The following is a 22,244-nucleotide window of genomic DNA, read 5'->3' as shown; positions in this document are numbered from 1 at the left end:
AGGACGTTTGGGTAAGCAAGCGCGGCCGGGTTGCCGTGCTCACTGCTGCTTGAAACGTGCCCGCAGCGTCTCGGAAAAGTTGGAAATATCCTGCGCGCTCATGTCAGAAATGGCGACGAAGTGCATCTGGCGCTGCGTCCAGCTGAGCAGCTGAAAACCTTGCAGCGATGTGGCGTGCTGGTCCGAATCGGCAACACCGGGAGCCGGCCATACGTACAGGCTCAGCACATGCTTGCGGTGCCGGTAGACCAGCGCGGCGACCGGCCGGCCCGCGACGTAATCGACGCGCCCACCTACTAACACAAAGCCCGCTTGGGCCAGGTCGTACACCGGCGGTGAAAAATCGAGCTTGCCGCCGAACCAGGGTTTTACCGTGTGCTGATCGGAAGAACCAACGTCAGCCAGGTGGCCCGACATGAGCGAGCGGTAGTGGCTGGAGACGATCTCTTCGTTCAGCCGGTCGGCGCTCGTCGGTCCGGCAAGATACAAGGCCAGGACCACGGCAAACCCGGCGCTCGCGACCGAGGCAAGCCCCAGGTTGATCCATGCCCATGGCATTGACGACAGGACGCGCCGCTTTGGTTGTTCATCCTGAAGTGATGCCCGGATCCGCTCCCGCAGGCGCTCTGGCGCGCGGTAGCGCGTACCGTGCCATTCGATCGCCGCGCGCAAGGCCTGCAGTTCGGCGAAAGCCGCGCCGCAGCTGGCGCAACGGCGCAAATGATCCGACATCGTGGCCGCTTGCGCCGCATCGAGCTCATCGTCCACGTAGGCCTGCATCAGGGCCAGGGCCTGCTCGCACTCCACGCTAATCCCCTTTCCCGGTCCGTTCCTCGGCCAGCAAGGCCAGCAACTGCTTGCGTGCCCGCGCGAGCCGCGACATGACAGTGCCGATCGGCACTCCGACAACCTGGGCAATCTGTTTGTACGACAAGTCGTCCATTTCCTTCAGTACCAGCACTTCCCTGAATGCCGCCGGCATCCTGGCCAGCGCCCGGTTCACGGTGTCGCCCGCATCGCGGATCGCCGCCAGCCGCGCCGGGTCGCTGCCCACCGCGTAGGACGAGTCTGGGACATCGTCGGTATCGATGCCATGCAATTCCTCGTCAAAGCCGACGTCGCCGCGCTCCCGGCGCCGATCGCGCAGATCGGTGTAGAACGTATGACGCACGATCGTCAACAACCACGCGCGCGCGTCGCCGCCACGGTAGCCGTCGCTGGCCTTGAATGCGCGCAGGAAGGCGCTCTGCACCAGGTCCTCGGCATCAACATCGCTACGGGTGAGCCAGCGCGCGAGGTTGTAGGCGGCATCCAGATGCGGCAGCGCCAGCGCCGCGAAGCGCGCAGCCTTGTCATCTTCCGAATACGCTCCCATCGTGCTTGGCCTCGCCCTGAAAGACTCGGTTCGATCCGGTTTTATTCCCTGAAAAATCCCCCGTCCCGGGAATAAGTTGGACCGTCGGCGCGTCTCGCAGTCTGCACGCATCGCTGCTGTCGCGGATGCGCGGTTCTGTTTCGAAACCAGGAGAAATGTGGGGGCAATCATGATCGATCGCAGGGATTTTCTGAGACTGGGTGCGGTGGGCGCCGGCGCGGTGTTCTTGTCGGGCCTGGCCCGGACAGCGGGCGCGGCGACAGTGCGCGATTTTTACTTCGTCCAAATGTCCGACGCGCATTGGGGCTACCAGGGCCCCGCCAATCCCGACGCGCAGCACACCTTGCAAAAGGCGGTCGTGCTCGTCAACTCGCTGAAGGTGCGGCCTGACTTCATCGTTTTCACCGGAGACCTGTCGCACACCACGGACGACCCGGCGGAGCGCCGCAAACGCCTGACGGAATTCAAGCAGATCGTATCCGAGCTGAAAGTCAAGGACCGGCACTTCATACCGGGCGAGCATGACGCATCGCTCGACAACGGCGCCGCCTTCAAGGAGATGTTCGGCCCCAGCAACTATACGTTCGACCACAAGGGCGTGCATTTCATCGCCCTGGACAATGTCTCCGATCCCCACGGCAGCATTGGGGAGGCCCAGCTCGCCTGGCTGAAGCAGGACCTGGCGGCGCAAGATCGGAATGCGCGCATTGTCGTCTTCGCGCACCGCCCACTGTTTCCCCTCGTGCCCAAATGGGACTGGACCACGCGTGACGGGGACAAGGCGATTGCGCTACTGATGCCCTATCGGAACGTGACGGTCTTTTACGGCCACATCCACCAGGAAAACCACCACATGACCGGCCACATCGCCCATCACTCTGCCAAATCGCTGATCTTTCCGTTTCCCGCGCCCGGCTCCCAGGAAAAGCGCACTCCGGTGCCGTGGGATCCGGCCATGCCATACAAGGGGCTGGGGGTGCGCGAAGTCGAGTCCAAGCCGAACCAGGCCGAGTATCCGATCACTGAATTTCCACTTGCGAGGAGCTGAATCATGAAACTATCGAGACGAGACTTCTGCCTGCGGATTCCGCTCGCCTGCGTCGCGGCGCTGGCGGTGCAAGGCTGCACCAAACAGGCACGCGTCATCCCCATCATCGCCAAGCGATTTTCGTTCACGCCGAACCGCATTACGCTCAAGCGGGGCGAACCGGTGGTGTTGGCAATTACCGCGTTGGATTTCGCGCACGGCTTTAATATTCCGGACATGAACATGCGCACAGACCTGGTTCCGGGGAAGGCCGTCCAGGTAGCACTGACGCCCGACAAGGCTGGCCAATTCCCATTTTTGTGCGACAACTTCTGCGGCAGCGGCCACGAACAAATGGATGGGATGATCACCGTTACGGCCTAGGCTGGCGGTAGAATCGCGGGATGCTCTCCGAATTCGATCTCATCAAACAATACTTCACGCGCTCGCGCCCGGTGCGCGCGGTGCTGGGCGTCGGTGACGACTGCGCCCTGCTCGCCCCCACGCCCGGCATGCAGCTGGCCGTTTCAACGGACATGCTGGTCGAGGGCCGCCACTTCTTCCCTGGCGCCGACGCGCGCCTGCTCGGCCACAAGAGCCTGGCCGTGAACCTGTCGGACCTGGCTGCGATGGGCGCGGCGCCGACCGCGTTCACGCTGTCGCTGGCGTTGCCCGCGGCCGACCGCGATTGGCTGGCCGGCTTTTCATCCGGCCTGTTCGCGCTGGCCGACGCGCACGGCTGCGAACTGGTCGGCGGCGACACGACCAAGGGGCCGCTCAACATCTGCATCACGATTTTCGGCGAGATCGAGCCGGGCCGCGCGCTGCGGCGCGACGCGGCGCGGGCCGGTGACGACATCTGGATTTCCGGCACGCTGGGCGACGCGCGACTGGCGCTGGCAGCCTACCGCGACGAGCTCGATCTGGAGGCGGCAAGCCTCGGGCAGGCGGCCATGCGCATGCACGCGCCCACGCCGAGGGTGGCGCTCGGGCGCGCGCTCGCGCAGGACGCTCTGGCGCATGCGGCGCTGGATATTTCAGATGGACTGGTGGGCGATCTGGGGCATATCCTGACCGCCTCGAAAGTCGGCGCGACGCTGGACGTGGATGCGCTGCCGGCGGGACCGGTGCTGGCGCGCCAGCCGAAGGAGCTGCGGCGGCGCTTTACTGTCGCTGGCGGCGACGATTACGAGCTGTGCTTCACGGCGCCGCGCGCCAATCGCGAGGCGATCGTGGCGGCGGGTGCGCAAAGCGGGACGGCGGTAACGCGGGTGGGCAGGATCGATGAGCAGCCGGGGCTGCGCATGGTCGATGGGCACGGTGAGCCGCTCGATCTGGGCCTGCACGGGTGGGATCACTTCGTCTCCGGCTGAGAACCCGTACGCATAAATGGAGGCGTAGGGTGTGCAGCTTTGCTGCGCACGCGGTTCGCAAAAGCAGCGTAGTGGAGCGGCAGCCGCAAGTCAGTTGGCCGTGACCGCGTGCGCACAGGTGCGCACCCTACGAAGGCTATCGTTCGTACGCTGGTATTCACGTAACGAAATTTAGGCGCGCGTAGTCAGAGTTCGATCTACGCCAGCACATCCCCTTCACGCGGCACCTTGCGGTCATCGTACGGCCCGTGCTGCAGCCAGTAGTGGCGGAACGCGTTGCGAATATTCTCGCGCAATTCGTTGTCATCCCATGGTTTGGTGTAAAAGCGGTAGATCGCCCCACGATTGATTGACTCCAGCACCGAGTCCACGCCAGTGTAACCAGACAGGATGATACGAATCGTATCCGGGTACATCTCCTTGATCTTGCTGAGGAATTCGGTGCCGCTCATGGCCGGCATGCGCTGGTCGCACAGGATCACCTGCACGTTGTGCAGCGCCAAGAGCTCGAAGCCTTCGGCCGGCGTGGCCGCCGTCAGCACCCGGTAGTTGTCGCGCCTGAACAGGCGGTGCAGCGCGGCCAGCACGTTGACGTCGTCATCCACCACCAGCAGTGTCTGCACGTTGCGGTCGTCGATCGCGGGTTTGTCCGGCCGCGCGCGGTTGTCCTTCACCAGCGCGGCCACTTTTTCCGCCGGTACCGCGCGCGAAAAATGGAAGCCCTGGATTTCGTCGCAGCGGTGGCGCCGCAGGTAGGCCATCTGGGCGCGCGACTCGACGCCTTCCGCGATCACCAGCATGTGCAGGCTGTGCGCCATCGTGATGATCGCCAGCGCGATCGCCGCGTCGTCCGGGTTAGTGGTGATGTCGCGCACGAAGGCGACGTCGATCTTGAGCTTGTCGATCGGGAAGCGCTTGAGGTAGGCGAGGCTCGAGTAGCCGGTGCCGAAATCGTCGATCGCGATCTTGATGCCGAGCTCTTTGAGCCTGCCCAGCACCTCGCTGGTGTGCTCGAAGTTCGACATCAGCACGCTTTCGGTCAGTTCCAGCTCCAACAGGCCCGGTTCGATGCCGTGGCGCTCGATCGAACGCCGGACCGTGCCTTCCAGGTCGCCCTCGACGAACTGGCGGCTCGATACGTTCACCGCCACCCGCACGTCGCTTACCCCGCCCGCGTTCCAGGCCGCGATCTGGCGGCAGGCCTCGTCGATGATCCATTCGCCCACGCGCACCACCAGTCCGGTCTCTTCCATCACCGGCACGAATTCGGCGGGGTAGACCAGGCCGAAGCCCGGACGGTGCCAGCGCAGGAGCGCCTCGACCCCGCTGATGCGGCCAGTGTTGAGCTCCAGCTTGGGCTGGTAGTACAGCTCGAACTGGCCGCCTTCCAGCGCGCTGCGCAGCGCCAGCTCCAGGTCCAGCCGCGCCAGCACCTGCACGTTCATCCCGGCGGTGAAGAAGCGGTAGCCGTCGCGTCCCGCCTCCTTGGCGCGCACCATGGCGGTGTCGGCGTATTTGACCAGCGTGCCGGGATCGGTGGCGTCGTCGGGATACATCGAGATGCCGATGCTGGCAGTCAGGGCGGCCTTCCTGCCGTGCAGGTCGAACGGCACGCGCAGCGCCTCGCGCACCTCGTTGGCCACGTTCACCGCTTCCTGCTGGTCGCGGCTCATGGTCAGGATCAGCGCGAACTCGTCGCCGCCCAGCCGTCCAACGGTGTCTCGCAGCCGCACGCAGCGCACCAGCCGGTTGCTGAACTGGCGCAGCAGCTCGTCGCCCAGCGTGGTTCCCAGCGTGTCGTTGATCATCTTGAAGCGGTCGAGCGAAATCAACAGCACGGCGATGGCCCAGTTCTTGTCCCGCGCCAGCTCGATCGCGTCGCGCAGGTTCTGGAAGAACAGCGTGCGGTTCGGCAGGCCAGTGAGCGCATCGTAGCTGGCCATGTGCTTCATGCGTATCTCGGCTTGCCGGCGCTCGCTGATGTCGCGCGCCACCGCGATCAGCATGCGCCCGCCGCCTCCCGCCTGCATCTGCCAGCCGATCTCCACCGGCACCGAGCCCTGCCCGTCGGCGCGCAGCAGCTCGGTCTCGGCGATGTCCGACTCGTGAGCGGCAGCGTCGGTGGCCAGGTGCCGCTCGAGCTGCTCGCGCGTGGCCAGCCCCAGCGCCACCGGGTCGATCCGCAGCAGTGCCTCGCGCGAGAAACCGAGCATGCGGCAGGCGCCGTCGTTCACGTCGACTATCGTCATCGTGCGCGTGTCGATCAGGAAGATGGCGTCCAGGGTCGCGTCCATCGCGCCGCGAAAACGCTGCAGCTCCGCGGTGCGCTCGTGCACCTTGCGTTCCATACGCGCGCCGTATTCGTTCGACTCGCGGTGCAGCAGGCGCACCTCGAGCAGGTTGCGGATGCGGGTGAGTACCTCGACCGTGTCGAACGGCTTGCTGATGAAGTCGCGCGCGCCCGCTTCCAGCGCGGCCAGCTTCTTGTCCGGTTCCGCGGTCACCACCAGCACCGGCATCCAGGCTCCGCTCTCGATCGGCCTGATCGCCTCCATTACCTGGAAACCGTCCATCCCCGGCATATGCAGGTCGAGGATGATCAGGTCGAAGCGGTGCTGCTCGTGCAGGCTCGCCACCTGGCGCGGATCGGTAGTGCTGGAGACGTTCTCGTAGCCGGTGGTCTTGAGCAGGTATTCGAGCAGTTGCACGTTGACCTGCTGGTCGTCGACCACCAAGATGCGGGCGCGGCGGATATCGGCCGGCGAAATCATGATCCTGACCTTTCAATTGCATGGTGATCGGCCGGCTGCGCCAGCACGCTGTCGATCGCCTCGGTGAACTTGTCGATCTCGATCGGCTTGGTCAGGTAGCGATCAAAGCCGGCCGCAAGGCCACGCTCGATATCGCGCGGCATGGCGTTGGCGGTCAGCGCCAGCACCGGAATGTCTGCTGTGCGCGGATCGCGCCGCAGTTCCTTGAGCACCTCGGTGCCGCTCATCCCCGGCAAATTCAGGTCCATCAGGATGATGTCGGGCAGATGGGACCTGGCCAGCGCCAGCCCGCGCGGGCCATCGGGGGCGCACAAGAGGCGCAGGTCGGGACGCAGGCGCACGAGCTCTTCGACCAGCTTCAGGTTGGCCGGATTGTCCTCCACGTAAAGCAGCAGGCGCGGAGCCTGCCCGCCGGGCGCACCGCTGGCCAGCCTGAGTACCGGCGCCGTGCGCTCGGCCGGCATCGCGTGCGGCGTGGTCGCCTGCAGCTCGATCCAGAACACGCTGCCCACGCCCGGGCTGCTGGTGACGCCGATGGTGCCGCCCATCAGCTCGACCAGGCGCTTGGTCACCACCAGCCCGATGCCGGTGCCTTCCTCGCTGCCGCCCTCCTGCCCGAGCCGGTTGAACGGCTGGAACAGCGCGTTGACCTGGTCCGGCCGCAGGCCGAAGCCGGTGTCCTGCACCGACAGGCGCAACCGTTCGGGCGTGTCGGAGCTGCAGGCCAGCACCACCGCGCCGCTCTCGCGGTTGTACTTGATGGCGTTGGACAGCAGGTTGAGCAGCACCTGCTTCAGGCGGGTGCGGTCGGCCATCACGACGGCATTCGCGTTGTCCGGGAACAGCACCCGGATACCGCGCTCAAAGGCCAGCGGCTCGATCATGCTGCGGCACTCGGCGAGCATGTCGTGCAGCGCCACCGGCTCCATCGACAGCGACACCGCGCCCGATTCAACCTTGGCCAGGTCGAGGATCTCGTTGATCAGCGTGAGCAGGTGGCGGCCGGACTTGAGGATGTGATTGGCGAACTCCTTCTTCTGCTCGGCGGTAGTGGGCAGCGAGTCGGAAGTGAGGACCTGGGCGAAACCGAGGATGGCGTTGAGCGGTGTGCGCAGCTCGTGGCTCATCGACGACAGGAAGGCCGACTTGGCCTGGTTGGCGCTCCTGGCCTCGGCGATCGCCTCGCCCAGTTCGGCGTTGGCCAGCGCCAGCTGGCGGGTGCGCTCCTCGACACGCTGCTCGAGCTGCTCGTTCATGCGCATCACCTGCTGCTGGACCTCGCTCCTGCGCTGGGCCTCGCGTGCGATCTCGCGGTTCGAGTCTTCCAGTTCGCGCGTGCGCTGCTCGATCTCGGTGAGCATTGCGTTGAACGAGTCGACCAGTTCGGCCGCCTCGTCGTTGCTGTTGCGATGCGCGCGGCGCGAATAGTCGCGCGTGGCGACCACCTCGTGCGCGATGCGCGTGATGTCGACGATCGGCACGGTGATCACGCCGCCCAGCCGCCGCACCAGCAGCCAGGCGATGAAGAGCGCCAGCAGCGTAACGCCGGCCGCGATGCCGAAATAGTCGAACGTGCGCGCCAGCAGCGCATTCTCGGCGCGCAGGTAGACGAAGCCGAGGACCTCGCCCTTTTCCACGATGCGGTGGAACACGATCAGGTCGCCGTCCTCCTTGCGCGCCTTGCCCTCAACCGGGATCTCGGGAAAATCGACAGCCGCGCCCGGCGCCAGGTAGGACGCGAACAGCTTGCGGTTCGCGTTGTAGATGGCCGCCGCGCGCACGTTGGGGCGGCTCTTGAGCAGCGCCAGGTTCTCGCGCGCCAGGTTCGCGTCGTTGAAGGTCAACGCGGCCGAGGTCATGTGGCCGAGCAGCTCGGCCTGGGTCTCCAGATCGTTGATCAGCACGTGCCGGTAGCTGCGCAGGTCGTAGATGATCACGGTGCCGACCGAGACCAGCAGCGCGGCCAGCGTGGTCGACATCACGACCGCGACCAGCTTCTTGCGGATCGAGCGCAGCCGGATCATGGCGTCCCCGTGACGTTGGCGGCAGTGGCCAGCATGCGCGCGCTGATGCGCAGGCCAGCCGGCTCCACCTGGGCCAGCGCGACCTCGAAGCGCAAGCGCTCGCGCGCGGCCACGAAACGGATCATGCTGCCCAGTTCAACTGCGTGGGGCGAGTCGGACACAGTGAGCAACGCCAGGCTGCGCGCGCTATTTAACAGCTCGGCCAGCGCGCTCCGGTCCAGGGCGCCGAGAAACAGGATGTGCAGATCGTCCAGCGAGTCGCCGCGCTGCACCCGGCGCACCTCGAACGGATGGCCGTCGATGCCGCGCCCGGCAACCACCTGCCTGGCCTCGTCCGCCAGTTCGTCGTCGCCGGCCACGCCGATCAGGAACGGGCTGTCAGAGGTCGCGAACGCCCTTTCCGGCCACTGTACGAAGCTGGCAAAGCGGTACAGGTAGGCGGCCTTGAGTTGCAGCTCGCCAACCTCCGGCTGCGCGCCGGCAGCGCTTGCGACCAGGCACAGGCACAGCGCGAGAGCGCGCAGGGGCAAGATCGTACGCACGCCCGGCACCATCACAGCCGCGACGGCTCCTTGCTGTCCCATTGGATACGATCGAGCGGCATGAGTCGTCCTTCGTTAATGAAAAGAAAAAAGCAAACTGGAGATGCCAGCAGGATAGCAGCAAGCGCGACCGTGAAGGCGCACGAAACGAACACGGAAATCCGCACAACTACTGATTTGGCTCAATTCAATGTACTCGTTCTCATGTCTTTTGGATAGACCCGCACAGTAACGTTGCGCTAGAGCAGGGCACGCCGCCAAGTAACACTTGCACGAACATGGATAAGCTGCCAGAGTAGAAACGCTGGCCGGTAGTGGCCGTATCACAATCGAAGCACAAGAAAGGAGCCCCACGTGACGAATGACATACTCGATCTTGCCGCCAAAGTTGGCCGGGCGCTGGAAGCGAAAGGCCTGGTCCTTGCCACTGCCGAATCATGCACCGGGGGCGGGGTCGCGCAGGCGGTCACGGAAATTGCTGGCTCCACCGGCTGGTTCGAATGCGGCTTCGTGACCTATTCGAATGCTTCCAAAGCCGAGATGCTGGACGTGTCGGCGGCGTTGATCGCGCAGTTCGGCTCGGTCAGCGAAGAAGTCGCGGCCGCCATGGCCGAAGGGGCGCTGGCCAACAGCGTGGCCGACGTCACGATCTCGACCACCGGCATTGCCGGCCCGAGCGGCGCGGTGCCGGGCAAGCCGGTCGGCACGGTCTGCTTTGGCTGGGCGCGCGGCGATACCACCCACACCGAACGCCTGGTGTTCGCGGGCGACCGCAAGGCGGTGCGCGAGCAGACGGTCGCGCACGCACTGCAGGGCCTGCTGCGCTTTATCGAATAAGCGAAGCACGCCAAACCCGATGTCTTGCCGTTGCCGGTGCGCGCTCGCGGCCGCCCTGTGCGCCGCCGGCGCGTGGGCGCACGCGGCCGAACCGGTGACCGCGCCGGTTACTATTTATGCGGCCGGCGACATCGCCCGCTGCCAGCATCCGGACGCGCGCTTTGCCGGCGCCTCCGATACCGCCGCGATCGTCGCCGGCGGCCTGGCGGCCGATCCGGGCGCTGTGGTGCTGACGCTGGGCGATTCAACCTATCCGGTCGGTGCGGCCAGCGAATTTGCCAACTGCTACGAGCCGACCTGGGGCCGCTTCAAGGAGCGCACCTGGCCCGCGCCCGGCAATCATGAATACTACACGCCCAAGGCCGCGCCCTACTTCGCCTATTTCGGCGCGCGCGCCGGCAAGGGCTACTACAGCTTCGAACTGGGCAGCTGGCACGTGGTCTCACTGAACAGCAACCTGGGCCCGCTTGAACATGCGGCCCAGCTGGCCTGGCTGCGCGAGGACCTGGAACTTCACCCCGCGCGCTGCACGCTCGCGTACTGGCACCACCCGCTGTTCAGTTCAGGATGGCACGGCAGCATTCCCACGATGCGCGCGGCGTGGGACCTGCTGTACCGCTTTGGCGCCGAGATCGTCCTGTCCGGGCACGACCATGTGTACGAACGCTTCGCCCCGCAGGACGCCAAGGGCAGCTTCGACGGAGAGCAGGGAATCCGCCAGTTCGTGGTCGGCACCGGCGGCGCCTTCCCGACGCCCTTCAAGTGGGCCATCGCCAACAGCGAGGTGCGCGACGCCACCGGCTTCGGCGTGCTGCGCCTGACCCTGCTGGACGACGGCTACGAATGGCAGTATGTGCCGGCCGGCCAGCGCCCGGCCGGGGCACAGCCCGACCACGGCAAGGCCAGCTGCCACTGACAATCCGAACATCGAACCGGAGAGCGACATGAAACACCGTTTCCTGCTTGCCGTCTGTCTGGTCTTCGCCGCGCTGTGCGGCTTTGTCTCGAATCACCCCGCGGCCGGCGTGCCGCCTGCGGCCCAATCCGCGGTGCCCAGCATCGCGTACGAGAAAATCACGCTTCCCAACGGGCTGGAAGTGATCCTGGTCGAGGACCACCGGCTGCCGATCGTGGCGGTGAACATCTGGTACCACGTGGGACCGGCCAACGAGGCGCCCGGGCTGACCGGCTTTGCCCACCTGTTCGAGCACATGATGTTCGCCGGCAGCCGCCACCTGCCGCGCGGGCTGGCCGACCGGCTGCTGGAAGGCGCCGGCGCCACCGACAGCAATGGCAGCACCGACTTCGACCGCACCAACTACTACGACACGGTGCCATCCAACCAGCTCGAGCTGGCCCTGTGGGTGCATGCCGACCGCATGGGCTACCTGCTCGACGTGCTGGACCAGGGCGCGCTGTCGAACCAGCAGGACGTGGTGCGCAACGAACGCCGCCAGAACGTCGAGAACCGGCCCTACGGCATCGCCGAGGAGACGCTGACGCACACGCTGTTCCCGAAGGGCCACCCATACCACGCGGCGGTGATCGGCTCGCACGCGGACATCCAGGGCGCGAAGCTCGAAGACGTGCGCAACTTCTTCATCCGCTACTACAGCCCGGACAACGCCAGCATCGTGATCGCGGGCGACATCGACAAGGCCAGGACACGTGCGCTCGTCAAAAAATACTTCGGCAGCCTGCGCCGCGGCCCGCCCGTAGTGCGGCCGGCCGTGGCGACGCCGCCGATCACGCGCGAGCGCCGGGTGGTGGTGCCGGATCGCGTCGAGCTGCCGCGCGTGTTCATGGGCTGGCTCACGCCGCCGGCGTTCCAGCCGGGCGACGCCGAGATGGCGGTGACGGCCCAGATTCTCGCGGGCGGCAAGTCGAGCCGGCTGTACAAGTCGCTGGTCTACGAACGCCAGATCGCCCAGGACGCCAACGCCGAGCAAAATTCGTATGCGCTGGCCTCCACCTTCACGCTCGACGTGACGGCGCGTGCCGGACGCACGCCGCAGGAGATCGAAGAGGCGGTCGACGCCGAACTGGCCGCGCTGCGCGAGTCCGGTCCGTCGGAGCGCGAAGTGGAACGCGCCAGGAACACCATCGAAACCGCGATGCTCACCTCGATCGAAAAGCTGGGCGACAATGGCCTCGCCAACCAGATCAACCGCTACAACCAGTACACCGGCGACCCGGGCTACCTGCCGAAGGACATTGCGCGGCTGCGCCGGGTGACCGCCGCCGACGTGCAGCGCGCCGCGCGCACCTGGCTGCAGGCGCAGCAGCGCGCGGTGGTGATCGCCATGCCGGGCACGCCGAACCTGGTGGCCGAGGTGCCCGCACCGCCGCCGCCCGAGAGCGCGCCGGGCAAGGCGCCGGGCGTGAACCGCAACGAGCCGTGGCGCAGCAAGCCGCCCAAGGCCGGTCCGCCGCCCAAGTATGCGCTGCCGCAGGGCGAGCGCTTCGTGCTGGCGAACGGGCTGACCGTGATCCACTACTACAACAGCACGCTGCCGCTGGTGTCGGCACAGCTGGTGGTGGGCAGCGGTTCGGACGCCAACCCGCTTGACACTCCGGGCCTGGCCGGCTTTACCGCGCAGATGCTGCAGGAAGGGACAGTCACGCGCAGCGCACCGCAGATCGCCGACGATATCGCGCAGCTTGGCGCCTTTCTCGACACCACCAGCACGCCGAACGCCTCGATCGCCTCGGTGCTGTCGCTCAAATCGAACTTCCCGCAAGCGCTCGACGTGCTGGCCGACGTGGTCCAGCATCCGGCGTTTCCGAACGCCGAAGTGGAGCGCCAGCGCGCCAGCCGGCTGGGAGACCTGGTCGGCCAGCGCGACTCGCCCGAAGCGGTGGCGGCAGTGGCCGCCGTGGCTGCGCTGTATGGCCCCTCGCATCCGTACGGCTACGCGCAGCTCGGCACAGAAAAGGCGATCCGCGACACCACACGCAACGACCTGCACGACTTCTGGCAGCGCCATTACCTGCCGGGGAACGCGGCGCTGGTGGTGGCGGGCGACATATCGCGCGACGAGCTCAAGACGCTGGCCGAGGCGCGCTTTCTCGGCTGGCCGCAGGCGGCCGGCGGCCCCGCCAGGCCGGGCGATCCGGACACCACCAAGGCGCGCGTGGTCCTGGTCGACAAGCCCGACACCCCGCAAACCGCGCTGCGCGTGATCGCCGTCGGCGCACAGCGCAATACGCCCGACTACCCGGCGCTGGAAGTGATGAACGCGTCGCTCGGCGGGCTGTTCTCGAGCCGCATCAACAACAACCTGCGCGAGGACAAGGGCTACAGCTACGGCGTGTTCTCCGCGTTTCGCTACGACCGCACACCGGGTCCGTTCGTCATCGCGGGCAGCGTGCGCACCGACGTGACCGGCGCGTCGGTGTCCGAGATTTTCAAAGAGGTACGACGGATGCGCGACCAGCCGCTGCCGCCGCATGAGCTGGCCGGCGCCCGCAATTCGCAGGTGCTGTCGCTGCCCGGCCGTTTCGAGACCAACAGCGACATCGGCGCCAGCCTGGCCGAGCTCTACGTGTTCGACCTGCCGCCCGACTACTACGCGCGCTTGCCGGCCCAGTTCTCGAAAGTCACCGCGCAGCAGGTGCAGGCGGTGGCGCGCCAATACCTGGTGCCGGAGCGGATGATCGTGGTCGCGGTGGGCGAGCGCAAAAAGATCGCGCCGCAGCTCGATGCGCTCAAGCTTGGTCCAACCGAGCTGCGCGACACGGACGGACAGCCGATCGAGACGCCCGGCAAGTGAGCAGGGACACTGCCGCGCGCCCGCGGTGCATCGACGATGCCGTAATCCGTTAATACTGCGTTTAGTGACAATCCGCGCATTTTCCGAATATGTTGGCTTGATATGCTAGCGGCCCTTGCACCGTCTTTTTCCACCCCATTTCAACCTAGCCTTCATGAATCGTCGCTCGTTGCTCGCGCTGTGCATCCCCTTTTCCATATTCGGCCTCGAAGCCAAAGCACAGCAAAGCAATCAGGATGAGAGCGGCGCGGGGAATATCCAGCAGGTTCAGGTCAGGGGGCCGGGGGCGGTCCAGCAGCGCCGCGATGACGTGCTTGGGCGCATCGTGGTTGGACGCGAGGAACTGCAGCGATTCGGCGATACCACCTTGTCCGGTGCCCTCAAGCGCCAGCCGGGACTGAGCATCTCCGGGAACCAGATCCGCATGCGTGGCCTGGGCAATGGATACACACAGATCCTGATCGACGGAGAACCGGCGCCGATCGGGTTCACGATCGACATGCTTTCGCCCGACCTGATCGAACGCATCGAAATCCAGCGCAGCGCTCAGGCGGATGCCAGCGCGCAGGCAGTGGCTGGTTCGATCAACATCATCATGAGAAAGGCCTCCGGTGCGGCGCGCCGGACGCTCAAGCTGGCTGGCGAGCAGGAGTCTGACGCGTTCAGTCCGGCCGCCACCTTGCGGTGGACGCGGCAAACCGGCGCGGCTGCCTATGCCCTCACCGCCACCGTCAACGAAAGCCGGCGGCGTGAACAGCCGACGATCGACGAGCGCTTCAGTGATGCCGAAGGCACGTCAATCCGCCGCTTCGACGAACAGGACGATAACCGCATGCGCAAATTGAGCCTTGCGCCGCGCATCGACCTCAAGCTGGACGGAGGAGATACGCTGGCCTGGCAAGGCCTGGTCGACCTGTCGCGCACGGATTCACGCGGCGCGCAGCAGGAAACGACCTTGCAGGGGCGGACTACCGCATCGCCTGATTCCGATTGGCGCGCCGTGTACGATACCTGGATCGTGAAGTCCGACCTGACCTGGACCCATCGTGTCGATTCCAGCCGCTTGACGGCCAAGGCCGGGTTCGAGGCAAGCGGACGCGACGGCGATTACCTTTTCCATGGTATCGATGCGGCCGGAACACTGTGGCTAAACCGTGCCGTGCAATCCGGGGCTTTCGAGCGGCGTGTTAACACGAGCGGCAAGTACGTGGCACCGCTGGCGCATGGGCACGACATCGCGGTTGGCTGGGATGCGGCGGCCACGCGTCGCAGCGAGTCACGCCTGCAGCGCGACACGGGTCCGGCCGGATCTGGCGCTCTTCCCTTCCACACCCTGGATCAGGACTACAGCGCGACAGTCGGGCGGGTGGCCCTGTTTGCGCAGGACGAGTGGGCCCTGAGCGAACGCCTGCAAGCCTACCTCGGATTGCGCTGGGAAGGGCTTGATACGCGCACCAATGGGCGCGATTTTAGCGGCGCATCCACGATGTCGCGCGTCTGGAGCCCGGTGGCCCAGGCGGTATGGAAACTCCCCGACAGCAGCCGCAATCAGCTGCGTGTATCACTGGCGCGTACCTACAAGGCACCGCTGCCGCGCGACCTGGTGCCGCGCAGGTACACAGTCAATAATGACAACGGCCCGGCCAGCCCCGACTACCAAGGCAATCCACTGCTGCGCCCGGAACTGGCATGGGGCCTGGACGCTGCACTGGAATCCTATTTCGCGCACGACGCGATGCTGAGCGTGTCGGCGTATGCGCGCCGGATCCGCGACGTGATGCTGCTACAGGTGTGGCAGGAAAACGGCGTCTGGGTCAGCATGCCGGCCAACGGCGGCAGCGCCAGCGTACAAGGAATCGAGCTCGACGCCAGGGCGCCGATACCGGCATTACACCCCGGCTGGCCGACCTTTGATCTGCGCGCCAATCTCGGGCGCAATTGGTCACGCCTGGATGGCATTTCTGGCCCGGACAACCGCTTGGCCGCGCAGGCCCCGCTTACTCTCAACCTGGGCGCCGATATGCGCATGGCCTCCGGCATGAGTTCAGGCGCCAACCTGCACATGGTCGGCGGCTATCGGGCGCGAACCGCCCAGGCCCTGACCGAGGCCAGCGGCGTCTTGCGCGAACTGGAAGCCTATGCGGCCTGGCAGGCGGGAGATGGCCAGTGGCGCCTTGGCTTTGCAAACCTGCTGCACAGGCCCCGGCACAACGGCCAGGTGTATGACGATGGCACCACCGCCAGTACGCGCCTTTTCAACAATCCCCGTCATCTTGCTGTGCGGCTCCAATATGAAACAAGGCTTTAAAAAAAATCTCTTGATCTGCCTTTCATTGTCGGAATTCATTTCACTCTGAACTTTTCGCCCTGCCTCCCTCTCGAAAAACAGAGCGACATGGAGATGAACGACCATGAACACGACGCAGGCGAATCCGTCCGATTCGTTGCCGGGCAATCTCAGCGCCCTGCTGCCAGATCTGGAAAAGCTGTACACCGACATACACTCCCACCCGGAACTGTCCATGCAAGAAACCCGAACGGCGGGACTGGCGGCTGACCGGTTGCGCGCGGCCGGCTACGAGGTAACGACCGGGGTCGGCAAGACGGGTGTGGTCGGCCTGCTGCGCAATGGTGACGGCCCCACGGTAATGCTGCGTGCCGACATGGATGCACTGCCGGTCGAGGAAGCGACCGGCGTGCCGTACGCGAGCCACGTCAGGGCCACCGACCGTGAGGGAAACGTCGTCCCGGTCATGCATGCGTGTGGCCACGACATGCATGTGACCTGGCTGGCCGGTGCGGCCACCGCGCTGGCGCAGAACCGCGCCGATTGGCACGGCACGCTCATGGCGGTGTTCCAGCCCGGCGAAGAAACGGCCGAGGGCGCCCGCGCGATGATCGATGACGGGTTGCTCAAGCGCTTTCCCAAGCCGGACGCGGTGCTCGGCCAGCATGTGATGGTCGGCCCGGCCGGCACCATCGGCAGCCGCAGCGGGGTCATCACGTCCGCAGCCGACAGCCTGCAGATCCGCCTGTTCGGGCGCGGCGCGCACGGCTCGATGCCGCAGGCCAGCATCGACCCCGTCGTGATGGCGGCGGCGACGGTGCTGCGGCTGCAGACCATCGTCTCCCGCGAGGTCGGGCCCACGGAGGCGGCCGTGGTGACGGTCGGCTCGCTGCAGGCCGGCACCAAGGAAAACGTGATTCCGGACGAGGCGGTCATCAAGCTCAATGTGCGCACCTTTGATGAGGGCGTGCGCAAGCGCGTGCTCGATGCGGTCACGCGCATCGCCAACGCCGAAGCGGCGGCCTCGGGCGCATTAAAGCCACCGGAGATCACACCGCTGGACCGCTATCCGTTGGTAACCAATGACGCGGCGGCGGCCTCGCGCGTACGCGATGCGTTCCGGCGGCACTTTCCTGCCGACCGCATCCGGGAAACCGGACCGGCATCGGCGAGCGAGGACTTCGGGTCGTTCGGGACAGAATGGCAGGCGCCATCGGTCTTCTGGTTCGTCGGCGGGACCGACCCTGGCATCTACGCCAAGGCGAAGGCGGAGAACCGGATTAACGAAATCCCGACCAACCACAACCCGCGTTTCCTGCCTGTCATCCATCCCACCCTGGAGACTGGCGTGGAGACCCTGGTGGTTGCCGCGCGGGCCTGGCTGTCGGCATAAGAGCTCGTTTCAGAGCGGGCTTATGCTGCATATCCTGCTGGCCGTCCTTGACCTTGGAGGCACGTTCGTCTTCGCGATCAGCGGCGCGATAACCGCCGTCAAGCACCGGCTCGATATCTTCGGCGTGCTGGTGCTGTCTTTCGCGGCAGGCAATGTGGGCGGCATTACCCGCGACGTGCTGATCGGCGCGGTGCCGCCGGCGGCGATCGCCGATTGGAAATACATTGCCGTCTCCGTTCTGGCCGGCCTGATCACCTTCTTCTGGTATCCGGTCACCGATCGGTTCAGCAACGAGGTGCTGTGGTTCGATGCCGTCGGCCTGGCGTTTTTTGCCGTGGCGGGTACCGAAAAAGCGCTGGTCCACGGGCTCACCCCGGTGATGGCGCCGCTGCTTGGCATGTTGACCGGAATCGGCGGCGGCATGCTGCGCGACGTGCTGGTCGCCGAGATTCCGATCGTCTTGCGCGCCGACCTGTATGCATTGGCGGCGCTTGCCGGCGCCATCGTCGTCGTCGTCGGCCGGGTGCTGCACGTTTCGCCGATTGCAACCACGATTGTCGGCGGCGGCCTTTGTTTCGCCCTGCGCTTCATGGCGATCCATTACGGCTGGCATCTGCCCACGGCTTGGCCACGCGACGACACAAAGTCCTGATGCGGCAGCCTTTGTGCTCGTCCGATCGCGTCCACAATTGAGCGGTCAGCAGTTTGGTCGCAGCTCAACCTGGGAGAACGCCGTGAAAGGACGCTACAGAAATATCTCCGCCTGCCTCGGGCTTGCATTGGCGAGTGCATGGATCAGCACGCCTGTTACCGCGTGGGCCCAGGACCAGGCTCCCGGCGCGGATCCGCCGCCGGCGCTGCAGCCGCCGCTTGCGACGCTAACCCCCAACCCCAAGCCCGCACGCTTCAACGTGGGCGAAGTCGGCCCCATATACGCGACCGGCGTGCTGAGCGGCTTCGCGCAGCTGCAAAGCAACCACCTGCCGGCTGACCACAGGTGGCGCTTCGACATCAACAATGGCCAGGTGTTCCTCAACAAGCCGGACGGCCTGATCCAGTTCTTCCTCCAGTTTGGCTACTATTCGCTCCCGGCGCTCGGTACGCCTTACCTCCCCGCCGGTGATGCCACGCCGGCGTTCTATACCCCGATCCCCCAGGGCTATCTGAAAATCGCCCCCAACGAGAATTTTTCGGTGATGGTCGGCAAACTGCCAACCGTGATCGGCGCGGAGACCACGTTCACATACCAGAACATGAACGTCGAGCGCGGCCTGCTCTGGAACCAGGAGAACGCGGTGAACCGGGGCGTGCAGGTGAATTACGCGCAAGGGCCGCTGTCGCTCGCCTTTTCGGTGAACGATGGCTTCTACTCAGGTCATCTCAGCTGGATCACGGGGTCGGCCAGCTATGCGTTCGACAAATCCAACACCCTGGCTTTCGTGGGCGGCGGCAACACCTCCCACACCGGCGTGTCGTCAACCCGGACACCGCTGTTCCAGAACAACCAGCAGATCTACAACCTGATCTACACGCACACCGAGGGGCCGTGGGTCCTCCAGCCGTACCTGCAATACACCCACGTGCCCAGGCTCGAACAGTTCGGCGCCAGGGATTCCGCATCGACGTACGGGGCGGCGCTGCTGGTGAGCTATGACTTCGGTTCCGGGGACGTTCCCGCGGCGGTGCGCACGCCGGGCTTCAAACTTGCCGGGCGGCTGGAATACATCAACTCGACGGGCAGCATCGCCAGCGGCGCGCCCAATTTGCTGTATGGCCCCGGCAGCGCGGCATGGTCGCTCACAGTCACGCCCACGTACCAGTACCAGAACTACTTCGTGCGCGGCGAGCTTTCGTATGTTGGCGCGAGCGACACCACTCCGGGCGCGGCCTTCGGCGCGGACGGCAACAAGGGCTCGCAAGTGCGCGGCCTGATCGAGCTAGGGGTGCTGTTTTAGCAGCCCCGAAAGCGCGTTCGTAGGGTGCGCACCTGTGCGCACGCGGTCATCGCTTGCGGGCTCGCGGCTGCGCCACCACGACGCACCGTTTGCACCGCTACGCACGCGAACGCAAACTCTATTCAACCGTACCGCGTGCGCACAGGCCTCGGCGGCCCCGTGCACCCTACGCGCTGCACAAGCTTTTCGGGCACTCCCCTTGGCTGAGATGAACCAAGCATTGGTCGCACAGTCAATCGGTCAATCGACGAATGAGCGCCTGTTGTCCGGGCGCCGTTGTTCGGTCGCCCAAGCAGGCGGCACAACCGATGAGGAGCACCACATGTTTGCGCACAATAAGCGATTGCAGTACACGGTCCGGGTCAGCGAGCCGAACCCGGGGCTGGCGAACCTGATGCTGGAGCAGTTCGGCGGCCCGCAGGGCGAGCTGGCCGCCGCCATGCGTTATTTCACCCAGGCGGTATCGGAAGACGATCCGGGCCGCAAGGACATGCTGTTTGACATTGCGACCGAGGAGCTGAGTCACCTCGAAGTGATCGGCCACATCGTGGCAATGCTTAACAAGGGCGCCAAGGGCGAGCTGGCGGAAGCCGCGCTGTCCGAGGCCGAGCTGTACCGCAAGATTCACGGCGCCGGCAATGACAGCCATGTGACCCAAGTGCTGTACGGCGGCGGCACACCGCTGACCAACTCGGCCGGCGTGCCGTGGACCGCAGCCTATGTCGACACGATCGGCGAGCCGACCGCCGACCTGCGCTCGAACATCGCCGCCGAGGCGCGCGCCAAGATCGTCTACGAGCGCCTGATCGCGCTGACCGACGATCCGGGCTTGAAGGAAGCGCTGGGCTTTTTGATGACGCGCGAGATCGCCCACCAGAAGTCGTTCGAAAAAGCCTTGTATGCGATCGAACCGAACTTCCCCCCGGGCAAGCAGCCAGGCGATCCGCGCTTTACCAACATCTACTTCGACATGTCCCAAGGGCCGGGCGAGGTACGCGGCTCGTGGAACCAGGGGCCGGAATGGAATTACGTGGCCGACCGCGACAAGCAAATGGCGGTGGACGGCGGCAGCGGCGAAGCCACGGTGACGATGCCGACCGCGGCGCTGGACGTGCTCAGGAAAATGGCAGTGCGCACCGAATCGAACCCACAGGCGCAGCCAATGACCGGTGCGGAACTGGGCAGTGGGCAGGCAACGTCTGGTGCCGGTGCCGCTGCGCCGGAAGCGGCGATGGCGGGCAAAACGGGAGCGGGCGGCGCAGGTGCCGCCTCCCCGGCAGGTTCGCAGGGCGGCAGCCCGGGCGGCTCGAGCGGCAAGCAGGAGTAGCGGCGTCCTGAATGAACAATTCGCGCGGCCTGCCTGCCGGGCGGGTCGCGCGGTCTACCCCAGCATCACCTGCACCGCCAGCCAAACATTCGCAGCTGTAATAATCGCGAACATTCCCCACGCCGACACCGAGGTCCACCAGCGGTTGGCAAAATGGCCCATGATGCCGCGCCGATCGGTAAAACTGATCAAGGGATACAGCGCAAACGGTAGCTGCAAGCTCAGTACCACCTGGCTTGCCACCAGCATGGTGCCGATCGCGTGGTCGCCAAGTGTCAGCACACCCGCCATGGCCGGGGCCAGCGCGAGCGCGCGGGTGATCGCACGGCGCTGCCAGCAAGGAATCTTGAGTTTGAGGAAGCCTTCCATGATGACCTGACCGGCAATGGTTCCGGTAAAGGTCGAGCTTTGCCCGGCCGCCAGCAGCGCCAGCCCGAACAGGATTGCCGCCAGCGTCGTTCCGGCGATCGGCGCCAGCAGGTAGTAGGCCTGGTCGATATCCATCACATTGCCGCCACCCGGCTTATGGAAAGCTGCCGCCGCGAGGACCAGGATCGCGGCGTTGATGAACAGGGCCACCAGCAGCGAGCCGACGGTGTCGATACGTGACAAGGCGATCGCTTCGTGCGGGCGGCAGCCATCTTCCTGCCGCGTGATCCGCGTCTGCACGACCCATGAATGCAGATAAAGGTTATGCGGCATGACGGTTGCACCAAGAATGCCGACGGCAAGGTAAAGGGGCTCACGGGTAGACAGCGCGTCGCGGGATGGCAAGATGCCTGCCGCAACTGCGGCCCAGTCCGGCTGAACGAATATCAATTCCACGAACAGGCAGATGCCGATGGTGGCGATCAACGCGAGCACGATCGCTTCAAACTGGCGGAAGCCCTTCCCTTTCAACCCAAGCACAATGACCGTGTCGAGCGCTGTGAGCGCCACGCCGGCCGGCAGCGATACGCCGAGCAACAGCTTGAACGCGAGCGCGCAGCCCAATACCTCCGCCAGGTCGCAGGCGATGATCGACAATTCCGCACCAAGCCACAGGGCTTTGCTCGTGCGCGCCGAATACTGGTCGCGGCAATGTTCCGCAAGATTCTTACCGGTGACGATGCCCAGCCGCATACTCAAGCATTGCAGCACGATCGCCGCCAGGCTCGACAGCACGACCACGAAGAGTAAGCGGTAGCCGAACTGCGAGCCGCCCTGGATCGCCGTCGCCCAGTTGCCGGGATCCATGTACCCCACGGATATCAGAAGGCCGGGCCCGGCGTAGCCGATCACTTTCTTCCAGAAAGGAGCCGTCGCCGGGACAGGAACGGTGCCGGCGACCTCAGACAGACTGAACGGTCCGGAGGCAGGTCGCTTGAGCATGGCAAATCCGAGGAGTCGCCGGACGATTCTACGCGCCTGGCGAAAGGATGGTCCTGGCGGTTCAAGCGTACGCCTGCAGTTGCCGTCGTTCCCGCCCAGGCGGGAACCCATAGTCAGTATGGGCCCCCGCCTTCTGAAGTGACCCAGAAATGTTGGACAGCGATTGTTACTGCATTGCGAGCTGGGTTC

17 protein-coding genes are annotated in these 22,244 nt (G+C 65.5%); 11 read left to right on the top strand and 6 right to left on the bottom strand.

The window, feature by feature from the left end; all coding sequences use genetic code 11:
- Positions 1 to 39: 39 nt before the first annotated feature.
- Entirely contained in the window at positions 40 to 807 is a 768-nt protein-coding gene (locus E4O92_RS01035; protein ID WP_135187887.1) for an anti-sigma factor family protein, read from the bottom strand.
- Position 808: 1 nt separating this feature from the next.
- A complete protein-coding gene (locus tag E4O92_RS01030; RefSeq protein ID WP_135187886.1) occupies positions 809 to 1,375 on the bottom strand; it encodes a sigma-70 family RNA polymerase sigma factor in 567 nt (188 codons plus the stop codon).
- Positions 1,376 to 1,544: 169 nt separating this feature from the next.
- On the opposite strand from E4O92_RS01030, the gene E4O92_RS01025 reads away from it, so the two are divergent.
- The 3 genes from E4O92_RS01025 to thiL are packed head-to-tail and all read left to right on the top strand — an operon-like array spanning position 1,545 to position 3,775.
- A complete protein-coding gene (locus tag E4O92_RS01025) occupies positions 1,545 to 2,423 on the top strand; it encodes a metallophosphoesterase (RefSeq protein ID WP_135187956.1) in 879 nt (292 codons plus the stop codon).
- A 3-nt stretch (positions 2,424 to 2,426) separates the two neighbouring features.
- Complete coding sequence (locus E4O92_RS01020) at positions 2,427 to 2,786, top strand: cupredoxin domain-containing protein (RefSeq protein WP_135187885.1); 360 nt, start codon at positions 2,427 to 2,429, stop codon at positions 2,784 to 2,786.
- A 20-nt stretch (positions 2,787 to 2,806) separates the two neighbouring features.
- Complete coding sequence (gene thiL / locus E4O92_RS01015; RefSeq protein WP_135187884.1) at positions 2,807 to 3,775, top strand: thiamine-phosphate kinase; 969 nt, start codon at positions 2,807 to 2,809, stop codon at positions 3,773 to 3,775.
- 197 nt (positions 3,776 to 3,972) lie between these two features.
- Here thiL and E4O92_RS01010 read toward each other — a convergent pair whose 3' ends face one another.
- The 3 genes from E4O92_RS01010 to E4O92_RS01000 are packed head-to-tail and all read right to left on the bottom strand — an operon-like array spanning position 3,973 to position 9,154.
- A complete protein-coding gene (locus E4O92_RS01010) occupies positions 3,973 to 6,546 on the bottom strand; it encodes an EAL domain-containing protein (protein ID WP_135187883.1) in 2,574 nt (857 codons plus the stop codon).
- Complete coding sequence (locus E4O92_RS01005; protein WP_135187882.1) at positions 6,543 to 8,570, bottom strand: sensor histidine kinase, YfiR-like protein-associated; 2,028 nt, start codon at positions 8,568 to 8,570, stop codon at positions 6,543 to 6,545. The genes E4O92_RS01010 and E4O92_RS01005 overlap by 4 nt, the downstream gene beginning before the upstream one ends.
- Entirely contained in the window at positions 8,567 to 9,154 is a 588-nt protein-coding gene (locus E4O92_RS01000) for a TOL_0243 family YfiR-like periplasmic protein (RefSeq protein WP_135187881.1), read from the bottom strand. Before E4O92_RS01000 ends, E4O92_RS01005 begins: the two co-directional genes overlap by 4 nt.
- Before the next feature lie 312 nt (positions 9,155 to 9,466).
- Here E4O92_RS01000 and E4O92_RS00995 point away from each other — a divergent pair, with 312 nt between their 5' ends.
- The 8 genes from E4O92_RS00995 (at position 9,467) to E4O92_RS00960 (ending at position 20,684) form a co-directional block, all read left to right on the top strand.
- A complete protein-coding gene (locus E4O92_RS00995) occupies positions 9,467 to 9,949 on the top strand; it encodes a CinA family protein (protein ID WP_135187880.1) in 483 nt (160 codons plus the stop codon).
- A 19-nt stretch (positions 9,950 to 9,968) separates the two neighbouring features.
- On the top strand, positions 9,969 to 10,865 hold the full coding sequence (locus E4O92_RS00990; protein ID WP_135187879.1) for a metallophosphoesterase family protein: 897 nt from the start codon (positions 9,969 to 9,971) through the stop codon (positions 10,863 to 10,865).
- Positions 10,866 to 10,893: 28 nt separating this feature from the next.
- Entirely contained in the window at positions 10,894 to 13,722 is a 2,829-nt protein-coding gene (locus E4O92_RS00985; RefSeq protein WP_135187878.1) for a M16 family metallopeptidase, read from the top strand.
- A 154-nt stretch (positions 13,723 to 13,876) separates the two neighbouring features.
- Complete coding sequence (locus E4O92_RS00980) at positions 13,877 to 16,030, top strand: TonB-dependent receptor plug domain-containing protein (RefSeq protein ID WP_229482876.1); 2,154 nt, start codon at positions 13,877 to 13,879, stop codon at positions 16,028 to 16,030.
- Positions 16,031 to 16,133: 103 nt separating this feature from the next.
- Complete coding sequence (locus tag E4O92_RS00975) at positions 16,134 to 17,402, top strand: M20 family metallopeptidase (protein WP_135187877.1); 1,269 nt, start codon at positions 16,134 to 16,136, stop codon at positions 17,400 to 17,402.
- A gap of 22 nt (positions 17,403 to 17,424) precedes the next feature.
- On the top strand, positions 17,425 to 18,054 hold the full coding sequence (locus E4O92_RS00970) for a trimeric intracellular cation channel family protein (protein ID WP_135187876.1): 630 nt from the start codon (positions 17,425 to 17,427) through the stop codon (positions 18,052 to 18,054).
- A gap of 82 nt (positions 18,055 to 18,136) precedes the next feature.
- Positions 18,137 to 19,357 (top strand): outer membrane beta-barrel protein, encoded by a 1,221-nt coding sequence (locus tag E4O92_RS00965; protein ID WP_229482874.1) that lies wholly within the window; start codon positions 18,137 to 18,139, stop codon positions 19,355 to 19,357.
- Between the two features lie 322 nt (positions 19,358 to 19,679).
- Complete coding sequence (locus tag E4O92_RS00960; protein ID WP_135187875.1) at positions 19,680 to 20,684, top strand: manganese catalase family protein; 1,005 nt, start codon at positions 19,680 to 19,682, stop codon at positions 20,682 to 20,684.
- Positions 20,685 to 20,738: 54 nt separating this feature from the next.
- Here E4O92_RS00960 and E4O92_RS00955 read toward each other — a convergent pair whose 3' ends face one another.
- Complete coding sequence (locus tag E4O92_RS00955; RefSeq protein ID WP_135187874.1) at positions 20,739 to 22,055, bottom strand: Nramp family divalent metal transporter; 1,317 nt, start codon at positions 22,053 to 22,055, stop codon at positions 20,739 to 20,741.
- Between the last annotated feature and the right edge of the window lie 189 nt (positions 22,056 to 22,244).

This window comes from Massilia horti, from assembly GCF_004614195.1.
Lineage (GTDB): Bacteria > Pseudomonadota > Gammaproteobacteria > Burkholderiales > Burkholderiaceae_D > Telluria > Telluria horti.
This window is presented reverse-complemented; position numbering and strand designations above follow the sequence as displayed.